The 19,303-nt window shown below is 36.1% G+C and carries 18 protein-coding genes and 1 riboswitch; all 18 genes read left to right on the forward strand.

What is annotated here, in order from left to right; genetic code table 11:
* The first annotated feature begins 5 nt into the window (after nt 1–5).
* The 18 genes from TDSAC_RS02280 to tuf all read left to right on the forward strand — a co-directional run bounded on the left by TDSAC_RS02280 (nt 6) and on the right by tuf (nt 19,299).
* Entirely contained in the window at nt 6–1,211 is a 1,206-nt protein-coding gene (locus TDSAC_RS02280; RefSeq protein ID WP_150130278.1) for an argininosuccinate synthase, read from the forward strand.
* A complete protein-coding gene (gene argH, locus TDSAC_RS02285; RefSeq protein WP_108308679.1) occupies nt 1,195–2,655 on the forward strand; it encodes an argininosuccinate lyase in 1,461 nt (486 codons plus the stop codon). Before TDSAC_RS02280 ends, argH begins: the two co-directional genes overlap by 17 nt.
* Entirely contained in the window at nt 2,645–3,760 is a 1,116-nt protein-coding gene (locus tag TDSAC_RS02290; RefSeq protein ID WP_199919866.1) for a DUF1385 domain-containing protein, read from the forward strand. The genes argH and TDSAC_RS02290 overlap by 11 nt, the downstream gene beginning before the upstream one ends.
* Nucleotides 3,706–4,662: an ABC transporter permease gene (locus tag TDSAC_RS02295; protein WP_108308681.1), complete on the forward strand. Its 957-nt coding sequence runs from the start codon at nt 3,706–3,708 to the stop codon at nt 4,660–4,662. The genes TDSAC_RS02290 and TDSAC_RS02295 overlap by 55 nt, the downstream gene beginning before the upstream one ends.
* 103 nt (nt 4,663–4,765) lie before the next feature.
* On the forward strand, nt 4,766–5,698 hold the full coding sequence (locus TDSAC_RS02300) for an AMIN domain-containing protein (protein WP_108308682.1): 933 nt from the start codon (nt 4,766–4,768) through the stop codon (nt 5,696–5,698).
* A gap of 45 nt (nt 5,699–5,743) precedes the next feature.
* Nucleotides 5,744–6,760, forward strand: a complete 1,017-nt coding sequence (locus tag TDSAC_RS02305) for a Gfo/Idh/MocA family protein (RefSeq protein ID WP_267894112.1) — start codon at nt 5,744–5,746, stop codon at nt 6,758–6,760.
* A 1-nt stretch (nt 6,761) separates the two neighbouring features.
* The gene (locus TDSAC_RS02310) at nt 6,762–7,916 is read left to right on the forward strand and encodes a homocitrate synthase/isopropylmalate synthase family protein (protein ID WP_108308684.1); all 1,155 of its coding nucleotides are present in this window, start codon (nt 6,762–6,764) and stop codon (nt 7,914–7,916) included.
* A gap of 191 nt (nt 7,917–8,107) precedes the next feature.
* On the forward strand, nt 8,108–8,683 hold the full coding sequence (locus TDSAC_RS02315; protein ID WP_108308685.1) for a 2-oxoacid:acceptor oxidoreductase family protein: 576 nt from the start codon (nt 8,108–8,110) through the stop codon (nt 8,681–8,683).
* Entirely contained in the window at nt 8,680–9,039 is a 360-nt protein-coding gene (locus TDSAC_RS02320) for a 4Fe-4S binding protein (protein ID WP_108308686.1), read from the forward strand. Before TDSAC_RS02315 ends, TDSAC_RS02320 begins: the two co-directional genes overlap by 4 nt.
* A gap of 11 nt (nt 9,040–9,050) precedes the next feature.
* Nucleotides 9,051–10,238 carry a transketolase C-terminal domain-containing protein gene (locus TDSAC_RS02325; RefSeq protein WP_108308687.1) on the forward strand — a complete coding sequence of 396 codons (1,188 nt, stop codon included), beginning with the start codon at nt 9,051–9,053 and terminating at the stop codon, nt 10,236–10,238.
* Nucleotides 10,239–10,254: 16 nt separating this feature from the next.
* On the forward strand, nt 10,255–11,238 hold the full coding sequence (locus tag TDSAC_RS02330) for a thiamine pyrophosphate-dependent enzyme (RefSeq protein ID WP_108308688.1): 984 nt from the start codon (nt 10,255–10,257) through the stop codon (nt 11,236–11,238).
* 197 nt (nt 11,239–11,435) lie between these two features.
* Nucleotides 11,436–11,539: riboswitch (TPP riboswitch) on the forward strand.
* 50 nt (nt 11,540–11,589) lie between these two features.
* A complete protein-coding gene (gene thiE, locus TDSAC_RS02335) occupies nt 11,590–12,597 on the forward strand; it encodes a thiamine phosphate synthase (protein ID WP_108308689.1) in 1,008 nt (335 codons plus the stop codon).
* The gene (thiC, locus tag TDSAC_RS02340; protein ID WP_108308690.1) at nt 12,598–13,896 is read left to right on the forward strand and encodes a phosphomethylpyrimidine synthase ThiC; all 1,299 of its coding nucleotides are present in this window, start codon (nt 12,598–12,600) and stop codon (nt 13,894–13,896) included.
* Nucleotides 13,890–14,873, forward strand: a complete 984-nt coding sequence (thiL, locus tag TDSAC_RS02345) for a thiamine-phosphate kinase (RefSeq protein ID WP_108308691.1) — start codon at nt 13,890–13,892, stop codon at nt 14,871–14,873. The genes thiC and thiL overlap by 7 nt, the downstream gene beginning before the upstream one ends.
* A gap of 155 nt (nt 14,874–15,028) precedes the next feature.
* Nucleotides 15,029–15,403 carry a 30S ribosomal protein S12 gene (rpsL, locus tag TDSAC_RS02350; protein ID WP_108308692.1) on the forward strand — a complete coding sequence of 125 codons (375 nt, stop codon included), beginning with the start codon at nt 15,029–15,031 and terminating at the stop codon, nt 15,401–15,403.
* Nucleotides 15,404–15,423: 20 nt separating this feature from the next.
* A complete protein-coding gene (rpsG, locus tag TDSAC_RS02355) occupies nt 15,424–15,894 on the forward strand; it encodes a 30S ribosomal protein S7 (RefSeq protein WP_013755868.1) in 471 nt (156 codons plus the stop codon).
* 29 nt (nt 15,895–15,923) lie between these two features.
* Nucleotides 15,924–18,002 carry an elongation factor G gene (gene fusA / locus TDSAC_RS02360; RefSeq protein WP_108308693.1) on the forward strand — a complete coding sequence of 693 codons (2,079 nt, stop codon included), beginning with the start codon at nt 15,924–15,926 and terminating at the stop codon, nt 18,000–18,002.
* Nucleotides 18,003–18,081: 79 nt separating this feature from the next.
* Nucleotides 18,082–19,299 carry an elongation factor Tu gene (gene tuf / locus TDSAC_RS02365; RefSeq protein ID WP_108308694.1) on the forward strand — a complete coding sequence of 406 codons (1,218 nt, stop codon included), beginning with the start codon at nt 18,082–18,084 and terminating at the stop codon, nt 19,297–19,299.
* Nucleotides 19,300–19,303: the final 4 nt, after the last annotated feature.

The following is a 19,303-nucleotide window of genomic DNA, read 5'->3' on the forward strand; positions in this document are numbered from 1 at the left end:
AGGTTATTGTGAAGAAAAAGGTAGTATTAGCTTATTCTGGCGGATTAGACACATCTGTAGCCATAAAGTGGCTACAGGAAAAATATGACTCTGAAGTTATAACCCTTACTGTAGATATTGGACAGGGAGAGGAAATTGAACCAATTGTTGAGAAGGCAAGAAATGTTGGTGCAATAAAAGCAATTGCTTTAGATTTAAGGCGTGAATTTTTAACTGATTATGCATTTAAGGCGCTTAAAGCTAACTGTACTTATGAATACAATTATCATCTTTCTGCAGCTCTTTCCAGGCCGCTAATTGCATCTTATCTTGTAAAGCTTGCTAAGGAAAACAATGCTTCGGCAGTATCCCATGGTTGTACCGCAAAAGGAAACGATCAGGTAAGGTTTGATCTGACAATAAAGACTCTTAAAGAAGATCTTGCAATATGGGCACCAATGAGAGAATGGGTTATGACAAGAGAAGAAGAGATTGATTATGCTCAAAAAAACAATATACCGGTCCCAGTTGGTAGAAAAAGCCCCTTTTCAATCGATTTGAATTTGTGGGGCAGGAGTATAGAGGCAGGTCCAATAGAAGATATTGAAAAGGAGCCACCTGAGGAAGCATTTCAACTTGTCGTGTCGCCTGAAAAGGCACCTGACAAACCAGAATACGTTGAAATTGAGTTTGAAAATAATGTTCCAGTAGGACTTAACTCTAACAGGATGAATCCAGAAGATCTTGTGGAGAGACTGAATAAAATTGCAGGTTCTCATGGGATTGGTCGTTCTGATATGGTTGAAAATAGATTGGTTGGCATAAAAACGAGAGAAGTTTATGAGGCTCCTGCTGCTACAGTTCTGGTAAAGGCACACAGAGATCTGGAATCTCTTGTTTTGCCAAGAGACCTGTTTCACTTTAAATCTTTAATAGACGAAAAGTATTCTTGTCTGATATATGATGGCCTCTGGTTTTCACCCTTGAAGAAAGCTCTTGATTCCTTTATAGACTCTTTTAGCGAAAGGATTACAGGAAAGATAAAGATAAAGCTCTTTAAAGGAAGTTTGACTGTGGTTAGCAGAAGTTCTCCTTTTAGCATGTATCAACAAGATCTGGCAACTTACGGTCAAAATGACTCCTTTTTGCACAACAGCGCAGTGGGCTTTATAGATATATTTAGTTTGCCAAATAGGGTTTATCATAGGGTAGGACATGGGAAAAAGTTTTAGGGCCTGGCAGGGGAGACTCCCTGATACCAAGAGAGAACTTATAGAGTTTAGCTCTTCTTTAGATCTTGATAGGAGATTTTTTTTACAGGATTCTTGTTTGAACTCTGTATATGCTGAAGAGCTTTCTTTGATAGGACTTATCTCTAAAGAAGATTTTGAAGTTATAAAATCTGGCATTAAAGAGCTTGTCAAAGCATACTTGAATAACAATGTTGAGTTTTCCAATCAGGATGAAGACATTCACATGGCCATAGAAAGGCTACTTTCTGAGAAAATTGGCGAGACTGCTTTTAAGATGCATGCAGGAAAAAGTAGAAATGATCAGGTTATAACAGACTTTAAGATGTTTTTAAGAATTGAAATATTAAATATATTAACGAAATTAAACAATTTCTTTGATTCTTTCCTTGAAATTTCTCAAAGATATGAAGATGTAATAATGCCAGCTTATACACACACTCAACAGGCCCAGCCAATTATTTTTTCTCATTGGGTTTTTGCTCACCTCTATAGTTTATTTGAGTGTGTGAAGAAATTAATAGAAGTCTATGAATCTTGTAGAATGTTACCACTTGGTTCGGCTGCTATTGCTGGAAGTGCATTCAACCTCGACAGGTTCAGACTTGCAAAAAAACTTGGCTTTGAAGCGCCAACGTTTAACAGTATTGAGACAATTTCATCCAGGGATTTTGCTCTTGACTTCCTTTATGCTTTAGCAACGATCTCAATTAAGCTTTCGTGCCTTGCACAAGATCTTATTACTTTTTCTACCTCGGAATATGGATTTATAAACTTACCTGATGAATTCTGTACGGGCTCATCTATAATGCCACAGAAAAAAAATCCTGATTTTCTTGAACTTATAAGGGGAAGGAGTTCAATAGTTATAGGAAATCTTATTTCGCTTTTAACGCTTATGAAGGGACTTTCAATAGGATACCATAGGGATCTTCAAGAAGATAAAACTGTCGTATTTAGTTCTCTTGATATAGTTTCTTCTATTCTTGTGCTTTTACCTGAGTTTATATCAAAAATAAATTTGAACGTTGAAAAAATAAAACAAAGCCTTAATCAGGGGTTGCTTGCTACAGATATTGCAGATTATCTTGCTAAAAATGGCGTTCCATTCAGAGAGGCACATTCTAGAGTGGGGTCTCTTGTTAGGTTAGCTGAGGAAAAAGGGGTTAAAATTTTTGAGCTAGATTTCGAAGACGTCAGGAAAATTTTAAAAGATATTGACTTTAACTCATACAGAAACTTTGATTTCGTATCTTCAGTAAATGCAAGAAATATTTATGGAGGAACATCAAAAAGTTCTGTAAAGTGCCAGAGAGATCAATTTATTGAAATAAAGAAAGATTTTGTCTCTTTTATTGAGATCCAGAAGAAAAAAGAATCTTATATTTACATTCAAGCAATTGATGCGAACCCTTTTGATCTCTGATTTAAGACCTGTTTACAAGAAGATTAATTTTGTTTCACATTTTGATACCATAGGCAGGCTTATATTATTCTTTAGGACTCACGGTTGTGAAATCTTTTTAACGCATACAGATGATGGTTATTGTGCAATTTCGAAAGATGATGTTATTGGGTTCGGATGGAATGATCTGGTAAGCGATCTTTTAATGAACAAAAATTTATCACCTTTGATGTTTGTTTTTGAAAATGATTCTGTCGATAAATTTTTGCAACTTTCTTTAATATATAAAAAACCTGTTATTGTACTAGGTCCAGGCAATATCCCGGTAGGGATTTTATATTATCCAGATGTAATAGCCTTTTTAAATGGTTATCCTATGCCTACAAGAGTATCAGGGGTATCTACCCCATTTGGGATTTTTTTCACAAATTCTCTTGCAAGAGGTGGAGTAAACGATATAAAACTGTTTCTTACTGGAGGTCTCTTTTCTCTGTTTGCAATTATACTGTTTATTACAGGCAGCTTTTTCTATGAAATATTAAAATATAATTTTGTAGATTTTGATCCCTACACACTTTCACTTTTTTCCATAATTTTACCTCTTGTAATTTTTTTGTTTTTAATAAAATTTAGTAAGCTATCAAAGTTACACGGTGCAGAACATAAAGTGGCACATGCTATTGAATCTGGAGATATTCTTTCTAAGAATTCAGTGAATTCTTATTCAAGAGTTCATAAAAGGTGTGGCACAAACTTGTTGATATTATTATTCCTTTTACAAATAATGGTTATTTATATTAATCCGATTTTAGCTTGTGTTATTGCTCTTTTTACATGGAGGGCTTTGGGCAATAAGATACAGTTTTATATCACTACTTCAGAACCAGGCGAGAAAGAGATAAACAATGCGCTTTTTGCCGGTAGAGATTTTATGAAAAATTACTTTAATACTATTATAAATAACGTTAAAATTAGTTCATTCAGAAAAGTATATAATTTAGGAATATTCCAAATATTGAGTGGATACTTTTTTGTGATCTTTGTAATTAATTTTCTTGCATGGAGTTTATTGTGGCTTGGTATATTACCAAAAGATTATTATCAGCTATTGCGCTTGTTTTTATAATTTCTGCCGTAAGCTTTTTTATTATCCATCTTGCTCCTGGCGATCCTAGCACCCTCTTGATAGATCCAAGAGTAAAACCAGAAGATCTTGCAAGAATAAGAAACAATTTAGGTTTGAACCAAAGTATTTATGTGCAATTTTTAATCTGGTTTAAAAACGTTTTATTTCTAAATTTTGGTAGGTCATTTGTAGATTCAAGGCCTGTTTTGGATTTAATATTGGAGCGTTTGCCTGCAACGCTTGAATTAATGGGTTCTGCTTATCTGATCGGTTTTTCGATCGGTATTTTGTGGGGGATCTTATCGGCGTTGTTTAGGGATAAGTTCGATATTGTTTCAAGTATAATTTCCTTTATTGGGCTTTCTGTTCCATCGTTTTTTCTTGCACTTATTTTAATTAGAGTTTTTGCTGTAAGTTTGAAATGGTTTCCTGTGAATGGCTATGTTTCTGTAGGTATTCCTTATCCTAGTTTAGAATTCTTTTCGAATCACATAGCTCATCTTGCTCTTCCAGTTTTTACTATCTCATTAGGCATTATATTTTCTGTGATGAGGTATCAAAGGAATGCAGCAATAGAAGTGTTTCAAGAAGAATATATCCAGTTTGCAATAGCAAAAGGTTTGTCAAAAAAAAGGATAACCTTTCATGTCTTAATAGTGGCTATAATACCAATAATTACCTTGTTAGGATTGTCTCTTCCTGACATATTGGGCGGAGCTTTCATTATAGAGACAATTTTTGCCTGGCCTGGCATAGGAAGACTCGGGGTTAACGCTATATTTTCTAGAGATTATCCTGTTATTATGGGTATAGTTGTTTTTTCTTCTGTTTTAGTAATTCTTTCTAATTTATTGGCTGACATTATAAATAAATTACTTGATCCGAGAACCGCAGAAGATTAAAATTTTTTTACTTTTATTAAGAAAAATATGGTAAAATCATTTACAATAAATAGATAGTTAAGGTTTTTTGATTAAACAATAAGTTGAAGGAGGATTTACTAAAGTGCATAAAGTTAAGGGATTTTTGATCCTGTTGTTTATTCTTTCCTTTACTTTACTTTCTACTAGTTTAGCAAGTGCTTCTATATTTTCTAAAATTTTTGGCTCTAAAGATTCAAAATCTAATGAGACACAAATGCAAAACGTTACATCTGCCGACAATACCAATTCTGACTTTCAAAAGTGGAATAGTGAGGTAGACAGTCTTTTGAACTCTCTTTCTTCCAATAATCAAACTTCTACAGGCAATTCTCTTAAAACAAGTTCCACAAACGTTAACTCCAACGCATCTGCCTCAACATCAACAAATTCTTTAAAAACTAATGTTTCAAGCCAAAAAGAAGAGATTAAACAGGATACAACGGTTAAAAGTGTTAATGATCTAACTTCTACAAGGACTGGAAATAATAGTTCGAACTCTGTTGGGGTTCCTTTGAACTCTGCTGGTTGTATTAAAATTACTGACGCAGAATATCCACCAGTAAATTTAATGAAAAATCAATTTATTGATAATGTGAAGTTGTTTAACGATGGCACGAAGGTTGTACTCCTTTTAGAAAGTACAGTTCCTTTTGAACAAGCTGATATTAAACAGTATGCATTCCCGGATCAAATTATTATAGATATTCCAAATATTTTTCTGGACAAATCTGTTAAAACGGGTCAATTTAGCCCTCAGGGTTTAAATTATGTAAATATGGTAAGAATCCAAAATTTTGATTCTGATATACTAAAATCTTCAAGAATTGTATTAACTTTCCCAGATACTCCAAAGTATACAATTTTGAAAACAGACGATCCCAAAAAGCTAGAAATAGCTTTTGAAGTTCCATCACTTGAAACTACCTTAAAAAAGAATGAGAATACCAGTCAGGATACAGGTGCTAATAGTGTAAATACCACAGCTAAAGCTCCAGTTGATAGTGGCAAAAAATGACATATTATATAATATAATTACTTTATAACAGTTTGGAGAGGTGAAATTAAAACGAGTGTAAATGTTGCTGTAATTGGTGCAGGAGATTGGGGCGTAAACTTAATTAGAAATTTCTTCGAATTAGGTTATCTCCGTAGTGTGTGTGATCTGGATTCAGAAAAGTTGATAAAGGTGGAGAGCCAGTACAAAAGCGTTAATTGTGTTACAAATCCAGATGAAATATTTTCTTCTAAGGATATAGATGCCGTTGTGATATCTACGCCGTCGTCTTTTCATTATTCTTTAGCAAAAAAAGCTCTTAATAGTGGAAAGCATGTCTTTGTAGAGAAGCCAATGGCCCTGAATGTAAAGGAAGGCGAAGAGCTGGTTGAACTGGCCAGGTCGAAGGATTTGAGGTTATTGGTGGGTCATGTTCTTTTATATCATCCTGCTGTTCAAACTCTTCACCAGTTAGTTATGGAAGGTGAACTTGGAGATATTCACTATATTCATTCAAGCAGGTTGAATTTAGGAAAGGTTTCTTTTGATGAATCAGTTCTATGGAATTTGGCTCCGCATGATTTGTCAATATTTTTTTATCTGCTTGGACTTGAAGGAGATATTGTGGTATCTAGTACAGGGCATAGTTTTTTGAGCGAAGATAGGGTAGATATTGCCCATGTAACGCTTGAATTTAAAGATATATTTGGAAATATCTTTGTTTCCTGGTTACATCCTCGTAAAATTCAGCAAACAGTAGTTATAGGGACGAAGAAAATGGCTATATTTGATGATAGAGCTCCTCATAAGCTGATTCTTTACAATAAAGGAGCTAAGATTGTTAACGGAAAGCCATTTTTAAATTCTGGTGGAGAAAAGATAGTTGACTTTGAACAAAGCGAACCGTTGAAAAATGAATGCAGATCTTTTATTGAGTCGATTATATATAAAAAGGATCCAATAACTGAGGGTATGCAAGGTTTAAGAATCCTCGAAATTCTTGAGGCTGCAGAGGAATCTATACTAAAGAAGGGTGCTCCTGTTAAGTTGTCTTACAAATCTAAAAAGGGTGTCCTTATATAAAGTGTTCTTTCATGCTTTTAGTTCTAGTGAAGCTATCTTAAAAAACATAAAAATTGTTGATTCTACTTTAAGGGATGGAGAACAAACAGCGGGGGTTATTTTTACTAAACAAGATAAAGTTAAAATTGCTAAAGAATTAAATGATTTAGGTATTTATCAAATTGAAGCTGGAATACCTGCCATGCTGGGGGAGGAGTTTGAAGCCATTTCGGCTATTGTTAAACTTGGTTTAAAATCAAAGATAATGTCCTGGAATAGGCCCGTTTTGTCCGATATTGACATGTCTTTGAAATCAGGAGTAGATTCGGTTGGAATTTCCTGTCCAATTTCTCCAATTCATCTACACTTTAAATTGGGATTAGAATTTGATGAAGCTCTTAAATTAACTGATAAAGCAATAAATTATGCAAAAAAACATGGCCTTTATGTCTCTACTCATATGGAAGATGCAGGAAGGGCGCCAAGGAATTTTTTGGTTAGATTCGCTCTTATGGCAAAAGAATCTGGCTCTGATAGACTTAGAATTTGTGACACTTCAAGCGTAATGGATCCGTTTAAAGTTCATGAAACAGTAACCTATTTGTCTGAGAGAGTGGGCATACCCTTAGAAGTTCACATGCATAACGATTTTGGTATGGCTACGGCAAACACCCTTGTTGGCATTGCCTCTGGCAGCGAGTTTGCAAGCGTTACTGTTTTAGGATTGGGGAAAATGGCAGGGAACGCTTCTTTGGAGGAGGTTATTGCTGCGCTAAAGTTTCTCTGGGGAGTAGACCTGGGGGTTGACCTCAAAGGAATGGCTTCTTTATCAAAGTATGTGAGCAAGAAATCAGGTATAGAAATACCTGATTTTAAACCTATAATTGGCAAGAAGCTCTTCAGTACTGAATCCGGAATCTCACTGGATGCAAGAAAGATGGGAGAAAAGATTTCGGCTTTTTCAGCTCAAGACCTTGGGATGGTAGAACAACTGGTAATTGGTAAGCATTCTGGTCCTAAAGCTATAAAAAACAAATTTGAAGAATTTGGTATCCAACTAAGTGACGAACAAATAAACGTTATATTGCCAAAAATTAAAGCAAAAGTTTTAGAATTATCAAGAACTCTTTTTGACAAAGAATTGATGTTGATCTATAAGGAAACTTTTAATAATTAATAATTCTTCAATTTTTTATAAGTACTTGAGTACTATATTAATTTAAATATTTGATTTATTCAGACATTTCAAAACATTTGGTATACTTTTTTTTTAAAAAAATGCATACTATACATTTATAATGTTTATAGTTCATTCTTAAGTATTTAGCTTTTTTTAAGTTGCGTTCACATATAAAAGGAGGTCTGATAATGAAAAGTTATTGGGAAATTCGTTGGCACGCAAGAGGAGGACAAGGGGCATGGACGGCCTCTCAATTTCTTGCATCAGCTGCACTGAGTGTTAATAAATACTTTCAATCCTTTCCTGAATTTGGAGCCGAAAGAGAAGGAGCTCCTATCGTAGCTTATACTAAAATATCTGATATGCCAATAAAAAATTATTCCCAAATAGAGGAACCTGATGCGGTAGTGGTTCTTGATCCTACTTTATTTTCCCAAGTAAACTTTTTAAACGGTCTTAAAAGTGATGGATACTTAGTAGTTAATTATCCTGATGAACCCAAACAGCTTAGAGAAGAATTAAAAATTGCGCCTGGGATAAAAGTTTTTACAGTTGATGCCACAAAAATAGCTTTGGAAACTTTAAAAAGGCCTATAACCAATACCACTATGGCAGGTGCACTGGTTAAGGCGACTGGGATACTCAATTTCGAGGATGTCGTAAACGAAATGGTAAGAAGCTTTAGCGGTAAGTTCAAGCAGGAAATTATTGATGCAAACGTCAATGCCATTAGAAGAGCATATGAGGAGGTGAAACAGGGATGAACAAAGATATAAAGAGAATTGAAATACCATGTGAAGAGAAATTAGTTTGGGAAGAAATGCCTGTAGGAAATGTTCTGGTTGGAGGTGCTAATTCTAAGTGCTTGAAGACTGGTACCTGGAGGGTTCAGCACCCTACTGTGAATAAAGAGAAATGTACTAATTGTATGACTTGTTGGCTTTTTTGTCCGGATATGTCAATTGTTGTTGAAAACAAAAATGGAAAATATGAAATGTTTGGATTTGATCCCGTGCACTGTAAAGGTTGTGGAGTTTGTAGTAAAGTTTGCCCGGTAAATGCTATTGAGATGGTGTTAGGATCTGATTTTGAAAATACTGAAAAGCCATTCTTGAGATAACGGAGGGTCATATGGCGAGAAAAAGTGTTGGTTTAACCGGAGATTATGCAGTAGCAGAAGCAATGAGACAAATTGATCCAGATGTGGTTGCAGTTTATCCTATTACGCCTCAGACTTTGATAGTTGAAAAGTTTGGAGAATTTGTGGCTGATGGTATTGTGCATACTGAATTTGTACCTGTAGAATCAGAACATTCGGCGCTTTCAGCATGTTGTGGCGCATCAGCTGCAGGAGCCAGAACAATGACCTGTACTTCTTCACAGGGGCTTGCGCTTATGCATGAAATTTTATATATAGCAGCAGGGAATAGACATCCAATTGTAATGATAAACGTTAATAGAGCGCTTTCTGCTCCTATCAACATTCACGGCGATCACAGCGATACTATGGGTTCAAGAGACGCTGGTTGGATTCATCTTTATTGTTTCAATGGCCAGGAGGCATACGATTCAACGATTATTGCTACAAGAATTGCTGAAAATTCAAATGTTTATTTGCCAGTTATTGTAGGTCTTGATGCTTTTAATATTTCTCATAATACCGAAAGGATAGAGCTTCTGGACGATCAAGAGGTAAAAGACTTTGTTGGAGAGTTTAATCCACCTTACTCGCTTTTGGACGTGAAGTATCCAGTGAGTGTGGGTGCTTACTTTTTGCCAGACTACTATATGGAGGCCAGAAGAAAACTCCAAGAGGTTATCCAGAATTCAAAAAAGATAATTGTAGAAATTCATGAAGAATATAACAAAAAATTTGGAAGAAATGTTCCTGCTATTATGGAAACCTATAGGATGGAAGATGCTGAGTATGCTATTTTGGCTATGTCATCAATAACTGGCGTTGCAATGCTTGCAGCTGATGAACTTAGATCTAAAGGGATTAAAGCAGGAGTAATAAGGCTCAGATTATTTAGACCATTCCCTGCTGAAGAATTATATGAAGCAATTTTTAATCTGAAAGGATTGGCTGTTGTTGAGAGAGCGGATGCTTATGGAGCGGCTTGCGCTCCAATTTTTTCTGAGTTGTCAGGTGCTTGTGCAAATAAAAAGAAGATGCCCCTGATGGCTAACTATATAATTGGTTTGGGTGGAAGAGATGTAAAAATTAGGGATATGAAAGGTGTTTTTGAAGATATAATGTCTAAAGTTGATAAGGGAGAGGTAAAAGATTTGAGACAGTATATAGGCGTGAAAGGATAAAGGAGGGATAAATTATATGGCTTTTAAATTAACTGAGTTACCAAAAAAAGAATTGCCTATAACTTCAGGACATAGAGTTTGTGCTGGCTGTCCTGAACCCATGATAATAAAGCAAGCTATATTAGCGTCAAATGAACCAGTAGTGGTTGGTGAGGCTACAGGTTGTTTTGAGGTTTCATCCTGTATTTTTCCGTATACGTCCTGGAACGTAAACTGGTATCATAATGCTTTTGAAAACGCTGCTGCTATTACTTCTGGTATGGAAGCAGCTTATAAAGCGCTTTCTAAAGTAGGCAAGGTTACTGAACCTATCAACTTTATAGCCTTTGGTGGTGACGGTGGAACATATGATATTGGTCTTCAAGCTCTTTCCGGTGCTATGGAAAGAGGACACAGAATGCTTTATATTTGTATGGATAATCAGGCATACATGAATACAGGAATCCAAAGATCAGGTGCTACTCCGCTTGGAGCATGGACGACAACCTGTCATGTAGGAAAGGCAAGACCTGGTAACGTACGTGCAAACTTGAGAAAGGACATAGTAGCTATAATGGCTGCTCATGATATTGCATATGCTGCTCAGGCCTCTTTGTCGCACTGGAATGATTTTATGAGAAAAGTACAAAAAGCTCTTTCTTATGATGGGCCAAGTTTTATCACAGTGCTTGCACCTTGCCCAAGAGGGTGGAGATTTCCTGCTTCAGAAACTGTAAACATTGCAAAGCTTGCAGTAGAAACAGGCTTTTGGCCACTTTATGAAGTAGACAATGGTCAGTGGAATGTTACCTTTAAGCCAAGAGAGCTAAAACCGCTTGAGGATTTCTTAAAGACTCAGGGAAGATATGCCCATTTGTTTAAATCAGAAGAAGGAAAACAAGTCATTGAACGCATTAAAGAGCTTATACAATATAAGCTTAATTACATTAATCACATGGCAGAAGCTACAAAAGGTTGCGAAATGAATATTTTTGGACGCTGTGCATTCCCAGAAGTGTAATTCATTTTAATTTACCAAACATTTTAAAGTTAATGGGGACTGAGAGAATCAGTCCCCTTTTTTTATATATTTATTTTTTAAAAGTTCAAATATAAAACTTTTATAAGTTAATTTAAAGGTTTTTCATTTGTATTTTTCTTATAATTTGTTTAAAATATATTGTAGCAATTAAACAGAAATATATTTATTTAAATGAATAAATTTTCCCGGGGAGCTCGAAAGGGCTGAGATAGGCTTGAGGCCTGACCCGCTGAACCTGAATCGGGTAATACCGACGAAGGGAGAGAAATTGATAACTCCCAAGGTCGGGAGTTTTTTATTTTTTCATATTTGGAGAGGTAAAAGAAAAAAATGCTTTCTAAGACTTATATTAATAGAGTTATAGATGCCAATCGAAATAGATGTATTGAAGGCTTAAGAGTTGTTGAAGATTATTTAAGGTTTATAAAAAATGACTTAACTAATTCCTCTACGATTAGGAATATTAGACACGAAATATCAAGAATTTTAGATTTTGATATGATTGGCGAAAGAGATGTCAAATCTGATATAGGAAAAAATAACTTTCATAGCCCATACACAGAAATGGATCAAGTCTTAAGAGCTAACCTATCAAGAATTAAAGAAAGTTTGAGAGTTTTAGAAGAATTTACAAGATATATCGATACTTCCATTAGCGATCAAATAATGAATATAAGATTTGGGTTTTATGAAATAGAAAAGAGGTTATTATCTAATAAAGACCTTGAAAAAATTTATATATTAGCAGACATAGATCTGGCAAAAAATGAATCAGATCTTTTTGAAGGTCTCAAAATACTTTCAGATAATAATGTGAGATTAGTTCAACTAAGAGCAAAAAAATTTTCTACCAAAAAGTTCTATGAACTAGGAGAGAAGATAATTGAATTTTTTCCACATTTTAAATTGATAATTAATGATAAAGTTGAAGTAGCGCTTGCTTTAGAGTCTTACGGCGTTCACGTTGGAGAGGATGAATTACCGTTTAATGTTACAAGAAAGTTGATGGGGAATAAAGTAGTAGGGGCTACAGTTCACAATGTCGAAGATCTTAGACTTTCTCAAGTAGCTAAAGTAGATTATATTGGTGTCGGCGCTATTTATCCCTCTACTACTAAACCGGATTGTCAATTAAACGGTGTTGAGTTCTTAAAAAAGATAAGGGCTTTAACTACAACCTTTATATATGCTATTGGTGGTATAAACTCAAAAAATGCTAGGAAAGTTTTTGATGCTGGTGCTGATGGGATTTGTGTAGGAAGCGGTTTTTGGTATGCTAAGGATAGAGTTGAAGAGATAAAAAGGTTGATTCATATTTCGAATGAGGAGGAAAATTAGATGACTCAGAGGGAGTCTGCTATAAAGGGTATTGTTACTGATGCTATGAAATTCGTTTCAGAATATGAAGGATTAAGTGTTGAGTATATTTTAGAACAGCTTGTTTCAGGAACAGTTTGTATTCCTGCAAACATAAACCACAGACCAATATCCTACAGAGGAATTGGAAAAGGCCTAAAAACAAAAATAAATGCTAATATAGGAACTTCAAGTGATTTTCCAGATTTAGATGAAGAACTTGCAAAGTTAGAAGTTGCTATTAAAAGTGGTGCAGATGCGGTAATGGACCTTTCTACAGGAGGAGATCTAATAAAAATTAGAGAAAAACTTTTAGCAAAGTGCAATGTGCCATTTGGTACTGTGCCTATATATGAGGTAGCTGTTAATGCGCTTGAGAAGTATGGTGCAATCGTAAAGATGAAAGTTGATGACATTTTTGAAGTTATAGAAAAACAGGGCAAACAAGGAGTTGATTTTATAACAGTTCATGTTGGTGTTACCAGGTCTTCTATTGAGAGATTGAGAAAACAAAAAAGAATAGCAGATATTGTAAGTAGAGGTGGATCGTTTTTGACTGCCTGGATTTTGCACAATGATAGAGAAAATCCCCTTTATGAAAATTATGATAGATTATTAGAGATTGCCAAAAAATATGATATGACCCTTTCTTTGGGAGATGGAATGAGACCTGGGGCGCTGGCTGACGCAACTGACAGATGCCAGATTGAAGAATTGATAACTTTGGGAGAATTAACAAAAACAGCTCTTGATAATGGGGTTCAGGTAATGGTAGAAGGGCCTGGTCATGTTCCGATTGATCAGATAGAAACAAATATTAAGATCCAGAAGTCGCTTTGTCAGGGAGCTCCATTTTATGTGTTGGGTCCCTTAGTAACTGACGTTGCTCCGGGATACGATCACATAACATCTGCAATTGGTGGGGCAATTGCAGGCATGTATGGAGCTGACTTTTTGTGTTACGTAACACCTGCAGAACACCTTGGTTTGCCGACTTTGGAAGATGTAAAGGAAGGAGTAATTGCAGCGAAGATAGCTGCACATGCAGCCGATATTGCAAAAGGGATCAAAGGCTCCCTTGATTGGGATATAAAAATGGCTAAGGCAAGAAAAGCTCTTGACTGGAAAAAGCAGATTGAACTTTCTATAGATCCAGAAAAGTCTTCTAAAATTTATAACAGTAGAAAGTCATCTGAAGAACAGGGTTGTAGTATGTGTGGCAAGTATTGTGCTATGAAAATTGTTTCTGAGTATTTAGATACAGAAATTAAAAAATGTTAAAAATAAAAGATATTGGAGAATTTGGTTTTATAGATAGTATAAAACCAGAAGAAACAGTAGAAGATCTTAAAGTTGGAATTGGAGATGATGCTGCAATAATTTCTCCTTATGGGGAGTTCGATATAGTTGTCACTACAGATATGTTAGTAGAAGGCACTCACTTTTTGGCAGATACAGATCCTTTTGCTATTGGATACAGATCTATGTGTGCAAATTTATCTGATATTGCGGCAATGGGAGCTATACCGAAATTTTATTTTGTATCCCTTGGTATAAACCCCGAAAGAGATTTTAATTATGCGAGGGATATATATAAAGGCTTTAATTCTCTTGCTGAGCAATTTAACACTCATCTGGCTGGAGGAGACACAGTTAAATCTGATAAAACAATTATTTCTATTACTTTGATCGGTTATGTTGAGAAATCTATAACCATTGAAAGAAAGGGGAAGATAGAAGCTAAAGACCTTGTTATTTCTGTAGGGCCCCTGGGTTATTCTGGAGCAGGATTGGAAGTAATCAAAAATAAATTTGACGGCTTTGATGAACTGGTAAAGGTTTTTCTGTATCCTTATCCTCAGATTATTGCAGGGCGTATTTTAGGACAGTCGAAATTGGTACGCGTAATGATGGATAATTCTGACGGGTTAGCTAGTTGTATTGAAAATTTAGTTGTAAAGAACGGTTTTGGAGCCATTCTTTTTGAGGAAGGGCTTTTTGACGAAAGATTAAAGGCTATTGCAGAATTTACAAATAGAAACTATCTTGATTTTGTATTTAATGGGGGAGAGGATTTTGGGCTTGTGGCAGTAATAAAAAAAGACGGCTTTTTGGATTTATCTTACTTTTTGGAAAAGTCACTTTTTAATAATAGTGTAAAGGTAATAGGAGAAATAACTCAAAACAAAGAGATAATCCTAAAAAGATTGGACAATAGTTTGCTTGAAATAAACAAATCTGGTTATGTTCAGTTTTAAGTATCCATATTAGGGAATATAAAAGTTTTAGATAAAATTATCTTTTGTAAGTGATTAAGTATTTGACAGATATTTTATTTATTGGTATGATAACACTTTGTCAATAATTTAAAATATTTTATTAGGAGGTGAACCTCTAAAAGAGGGATTATAGTATGCCCACAATTAATCAATTAGTTCGGTATGAACGAGAAAAGCTAATTAAAAAATCAAAATCACCAGCTTTGCAATCTTGTCCTCAAAGAAGAGGAGTTTGTACAAGGGTTTATACTACTACGCCAAAAAAGCCTAACTCTGCTCTAAGAAAGGTTGCTCGTGTAAAGCTTACTAACGGTTACGAGGTGACGGCTTATATACCTGGCATAGGACATAATTTACAAGAGCACTCCGTTGTTTTGGTGAGGGGCGGTCGTGTAAAAGATCTCCCGGGCGTTCGTTACCATATTGTAAGAGGAGCTTTAGATGCAGCCGGTGTTCAAAATAGAGCTCAGGGCCGTTCAAAATATGGCTCTAAAAAACCTAAGAAATAAGCTAAAAGGAGATAAAAGTTATGCCTAGACGTGGAGGAGTAAAAGTTAGGCAAGTAATGCCCGATCCTGTTACCGGTAGCACGGTTGTGACTAAGATTATTAACAAAATAATGTGGGACGGAAAAAAGAGTAAAGCAGAAAGTATAATGTATGGAGCACTTGATATAGTAGAAAAAACTATTGGAGAACCTGGAGTCCAGGTTTTGGAAAAAGCAATACAAAATATTACTCCAATCTTAGAAGTAAGACCAAGGCGTGTTGGTGGTGCTGTATATCAAATACCTATTGAAGTAGAACCGAGAAGAGGTTTGGCTCTTGCAATTAGATGGATTGTAGATGCTGCTAGAGCAAGAACAGGTAAATCTATGAAAGAAAATCTAGCTCAAGAGATTATAGACGGATATAGAGGAACAGGAACAGGCATTAAAAAGAGAGAAGATATGCATAAGATGGCAGAAGCTAACAGAGCTTTTGCTCATTATAGATGGTGATAAATTAACAAATTAAGGATGGAGTGTTTATGAAACGAGGTTTTTCAATTGAACAATTAAGAAACATTGGTATTGCTGCACATATAGATGCGGGTAAAACAACTACCACGGAGAGGATTCTGTTTTATTCTGGCAGAATTCATAAGGTTGGGGAAGTTCACGAAGGCACTGCAACTATGGACTGGATGCCACAGGAAAGAGAAAGGGGAATAACGATAACTTCGGCAGTAACTACTGTGGAATGGAAGGGTTGTAGAATTAATATTATTGACACTCCAGGCCACGTGGACTTTACTATCGAAGTAGAACGTTCATTGAGGGTACTAGATGGAGTCGTAGTTGTACTATCTGCTGTTGAGGGTGTTCAGCCTCAATCTGAAACTGTTTGGAGACAGGCTACCAGATATGAAGTGCCAAGAATTGTATTTGTAAACAAAATGGATAGAGTAGGAGCAGACTTTTTCAGGGTTGTAGCTGATATGAGAGAAAAGCTCAGGGCTCCTGTAGTTCCTATTCAAGTTCCGATGGGAGCAGAGGATGACTTCTTAGGAGTAATAGATATAGTTGAAAGAAAGGCATATATGTGGATAGGGGATAAAAGTGGTAAAGATTATGAAGTTTCTGATGTGCCTGAGGAATACAAGAAGATAGTAGAAGATTGTAGGGAAAAGCTTGTTGAACACGTTGTAGAAAACGACGAAGCTCTTTTAGATAAATATATGAATGGTGAAGAGATTTCTCTTGAAGAAATTAAGTCTGGTATCAGAAAATCTACAATTGAAAATAAACTTATACCAGTTTTATGTGGAACTGCATTTAAGAATAAAGGTATTCAACAACTTATGGATGCTGTAGTTGACTACTTGCCATCTCCGAGTGACATACCCCCTGTTAAAGGTATTAACCCAAAAACTGGAGAAACCGAAATAAGACTCCCATCAGAGGATGAGCCAATAGCAGCTCTCGCGTTCAAGATTGTGTCGGATCCATATGTTGGTAGGTTAACATATATAAGGGTATATTCTGGAGAAATAAAAGCTGGTTCTTACATTTACAACGTTAATAAAAGGTCTAAAGAAAGAGTTGCAAGACTTCTTCAGATGCACGCAAATCATCGAGAGGAAATACCTGCAGTTTATGCTGGAGACCTTTGTGCTGTGGTAGGCCTCAGAGATACCGTTACCGGAGATACGCTTGCACAAGAAGATAAACCAATAATTTTAGAATCAATTCATATACCGGAACCTGTTATATCTGTAGCTATAGAGCCTAAAACCAAAGCAGATCAAGAAAAACTTTCTATAGCTCTCCAAAAATTATCTGAAGAAGACCCGACTTTTAGAGTAAGCATTGATCACGAGACTGGTCAGACTATTATTCAGGGCATGGGAGAATTGCACCTTGAAATAATTATTGATAGGCTCTTGAGAGAATTTAAAGTAGAAGCAAAGATTGGGAAACCGCAAGTCTCTTATAGGGAAACTATCAGGCAGCCTGTAAAAGCTGAAGGAAAGTTTATACGTCAGTCTGGCGGTAGAGGTCAGTACGGACATGTGTGGATAGAACTAACTCCAACCGAACAGGGTTCTGAGTTTGTATGTGAGAACAAAATTGTTGGTGGAGCGATTCCAAAGGAATATATTCCTGCGGTAGAAGCGGGAATAAGAGAGGCCATGCAATCTGGAGTCCTGGCAGGATATCCTGTTGTAGATTTCAAGGTCACAATTTTTGATGGTTCATATCACGATGTAGATTCTTCCGAAATGGCGTTCAAGATTGCTGGTTCGATGGCATTTAAAGAAGCCATGTCAAAAGCAAAACCAGTTTTGCTTGAACCTATTATGAGCATCGAAATTGTAGTTCCAGATGACTATCTTGGTGAAGTTCTTGGAGATATTAATTCTCGTAGAGGCAGAATTGACGGTATGACTACAAGAAACGGGGTGCATATTATTAACGCACTTGTGCCTCTTTCAGAAATGTTTGGCTATGCGACTGATTTGAGATCTAAAACCCAGGGCAGAGGAACATATACGATGGAATTCGACCACTACGAAGAAGTTCCCAAGAATGTAGCTGAAGCAATTATTGCATCAAAAAAAGGATAGTTTTTAGGTTTTTAAATGTTTGAAGTTTCAAATTACTTAAATAAAAAATTAATAAAAAAAGTTTTTGGAGGGTAAAGAAATGGCAAAAGCGAAATTTGACCGAACAAAGACACACCTTAATGTTGGTACCATTGGTCATATTGATCATGGAAAAACTACTTTGACTGCAGCTCTTACAATGACTCTTGCTGCTGCAGGCAAGGCTCAGGCAAAGAGATATGAGGATATTGACTCTGCTCCTGAGGAGAAAGCAAGAGGTATTACGATTAACATTGCTCACGTTGAGTATGAAACAGAAAAGAGACACTATGCACACGTAGACTGTCCAGGACACGTAGACTATATCAAAAACATGATTACTGGTGCAGCCCAGATGGACGGAGCAGTTCTTGTAGTAGCGGCGAACGATGGACCAATGCCTCAAACAAGAGAACACATCCTTCTTGCAAGACAGGTAGGAGTGCCCTCTATCATAGTCTTTATGAACAAGATTGATATGGTAGATGACCCTGAACTCCTTGATCTGGTAGAGATGGAAACAAGAGATCTTCTTTCTTCTTATGAATTTCCTGGAGACGAAATACCCATAATAAGAGGTTCTGCTCTAAAGGCTATTGAAGCCCTTCAAGCAAACAGCTCTATTCAAAGAGGACAAAACGAATGGGTAGACAAGATATGGGAGCTTGCAGATGCCCTAGACTCTTATATCCCAGATCCACAAAGAGACATAGATAAGCCATTCATCATGGCAATTGAAGACGTCTTTACAATCACAGGTAGAGGAACAGTAGTAACAGGCCGTATTGAAAGAGGTCGCATAAAGCCAGGAGACGAAGTAGAAATAGTAGGATTTTCCATGCAGCCAAAGAAAACAGTCTGCACATCTGTAGAGATGTTTAGAAAGATATTAGACGAAGGCATAGCAGGAGATAACGTAGGATGTCTTCTAAGAGGTATTGACAAGGACGAAGTAGAAAGAGGACAGGTCCTTGCAAAGCCAGGTTCAATCAAGCCCTATACAAAGTTTAACGCAGAGGTCTATGTCCTTAAAAAGGAAGAAGGTGGACGTCACACCCCATTCTTCAACGGATATCGTCCACAGTTCTACTTCAGAACTACAGACGTAACAGGAACAATAAAGCTTCCAGAAGGCGTAGAAATGGTAATGCCTGGAGATAACATAAACATGTTGGTAGAGCTTATATCTCCAGTAGCAATTGAAGAAGGACTTCGCTTTGCAATACGTGAAGGCGGCAGAACTGTAGGTGCTGGCGTTGTCACTAAGACACTCGAATAGTTGG

It is taken from the genome of Thermodesulfobium acidiphilum (assembly GCF_003057965.1).
Lineage (GTDB): Bacteria > Thermodesulfobiota > Thermodesulfobiia > Thermodesulfobiales > Thermodesulfobiaceae > Thermodesulfobium > Thermodesulfobium acidiphilum.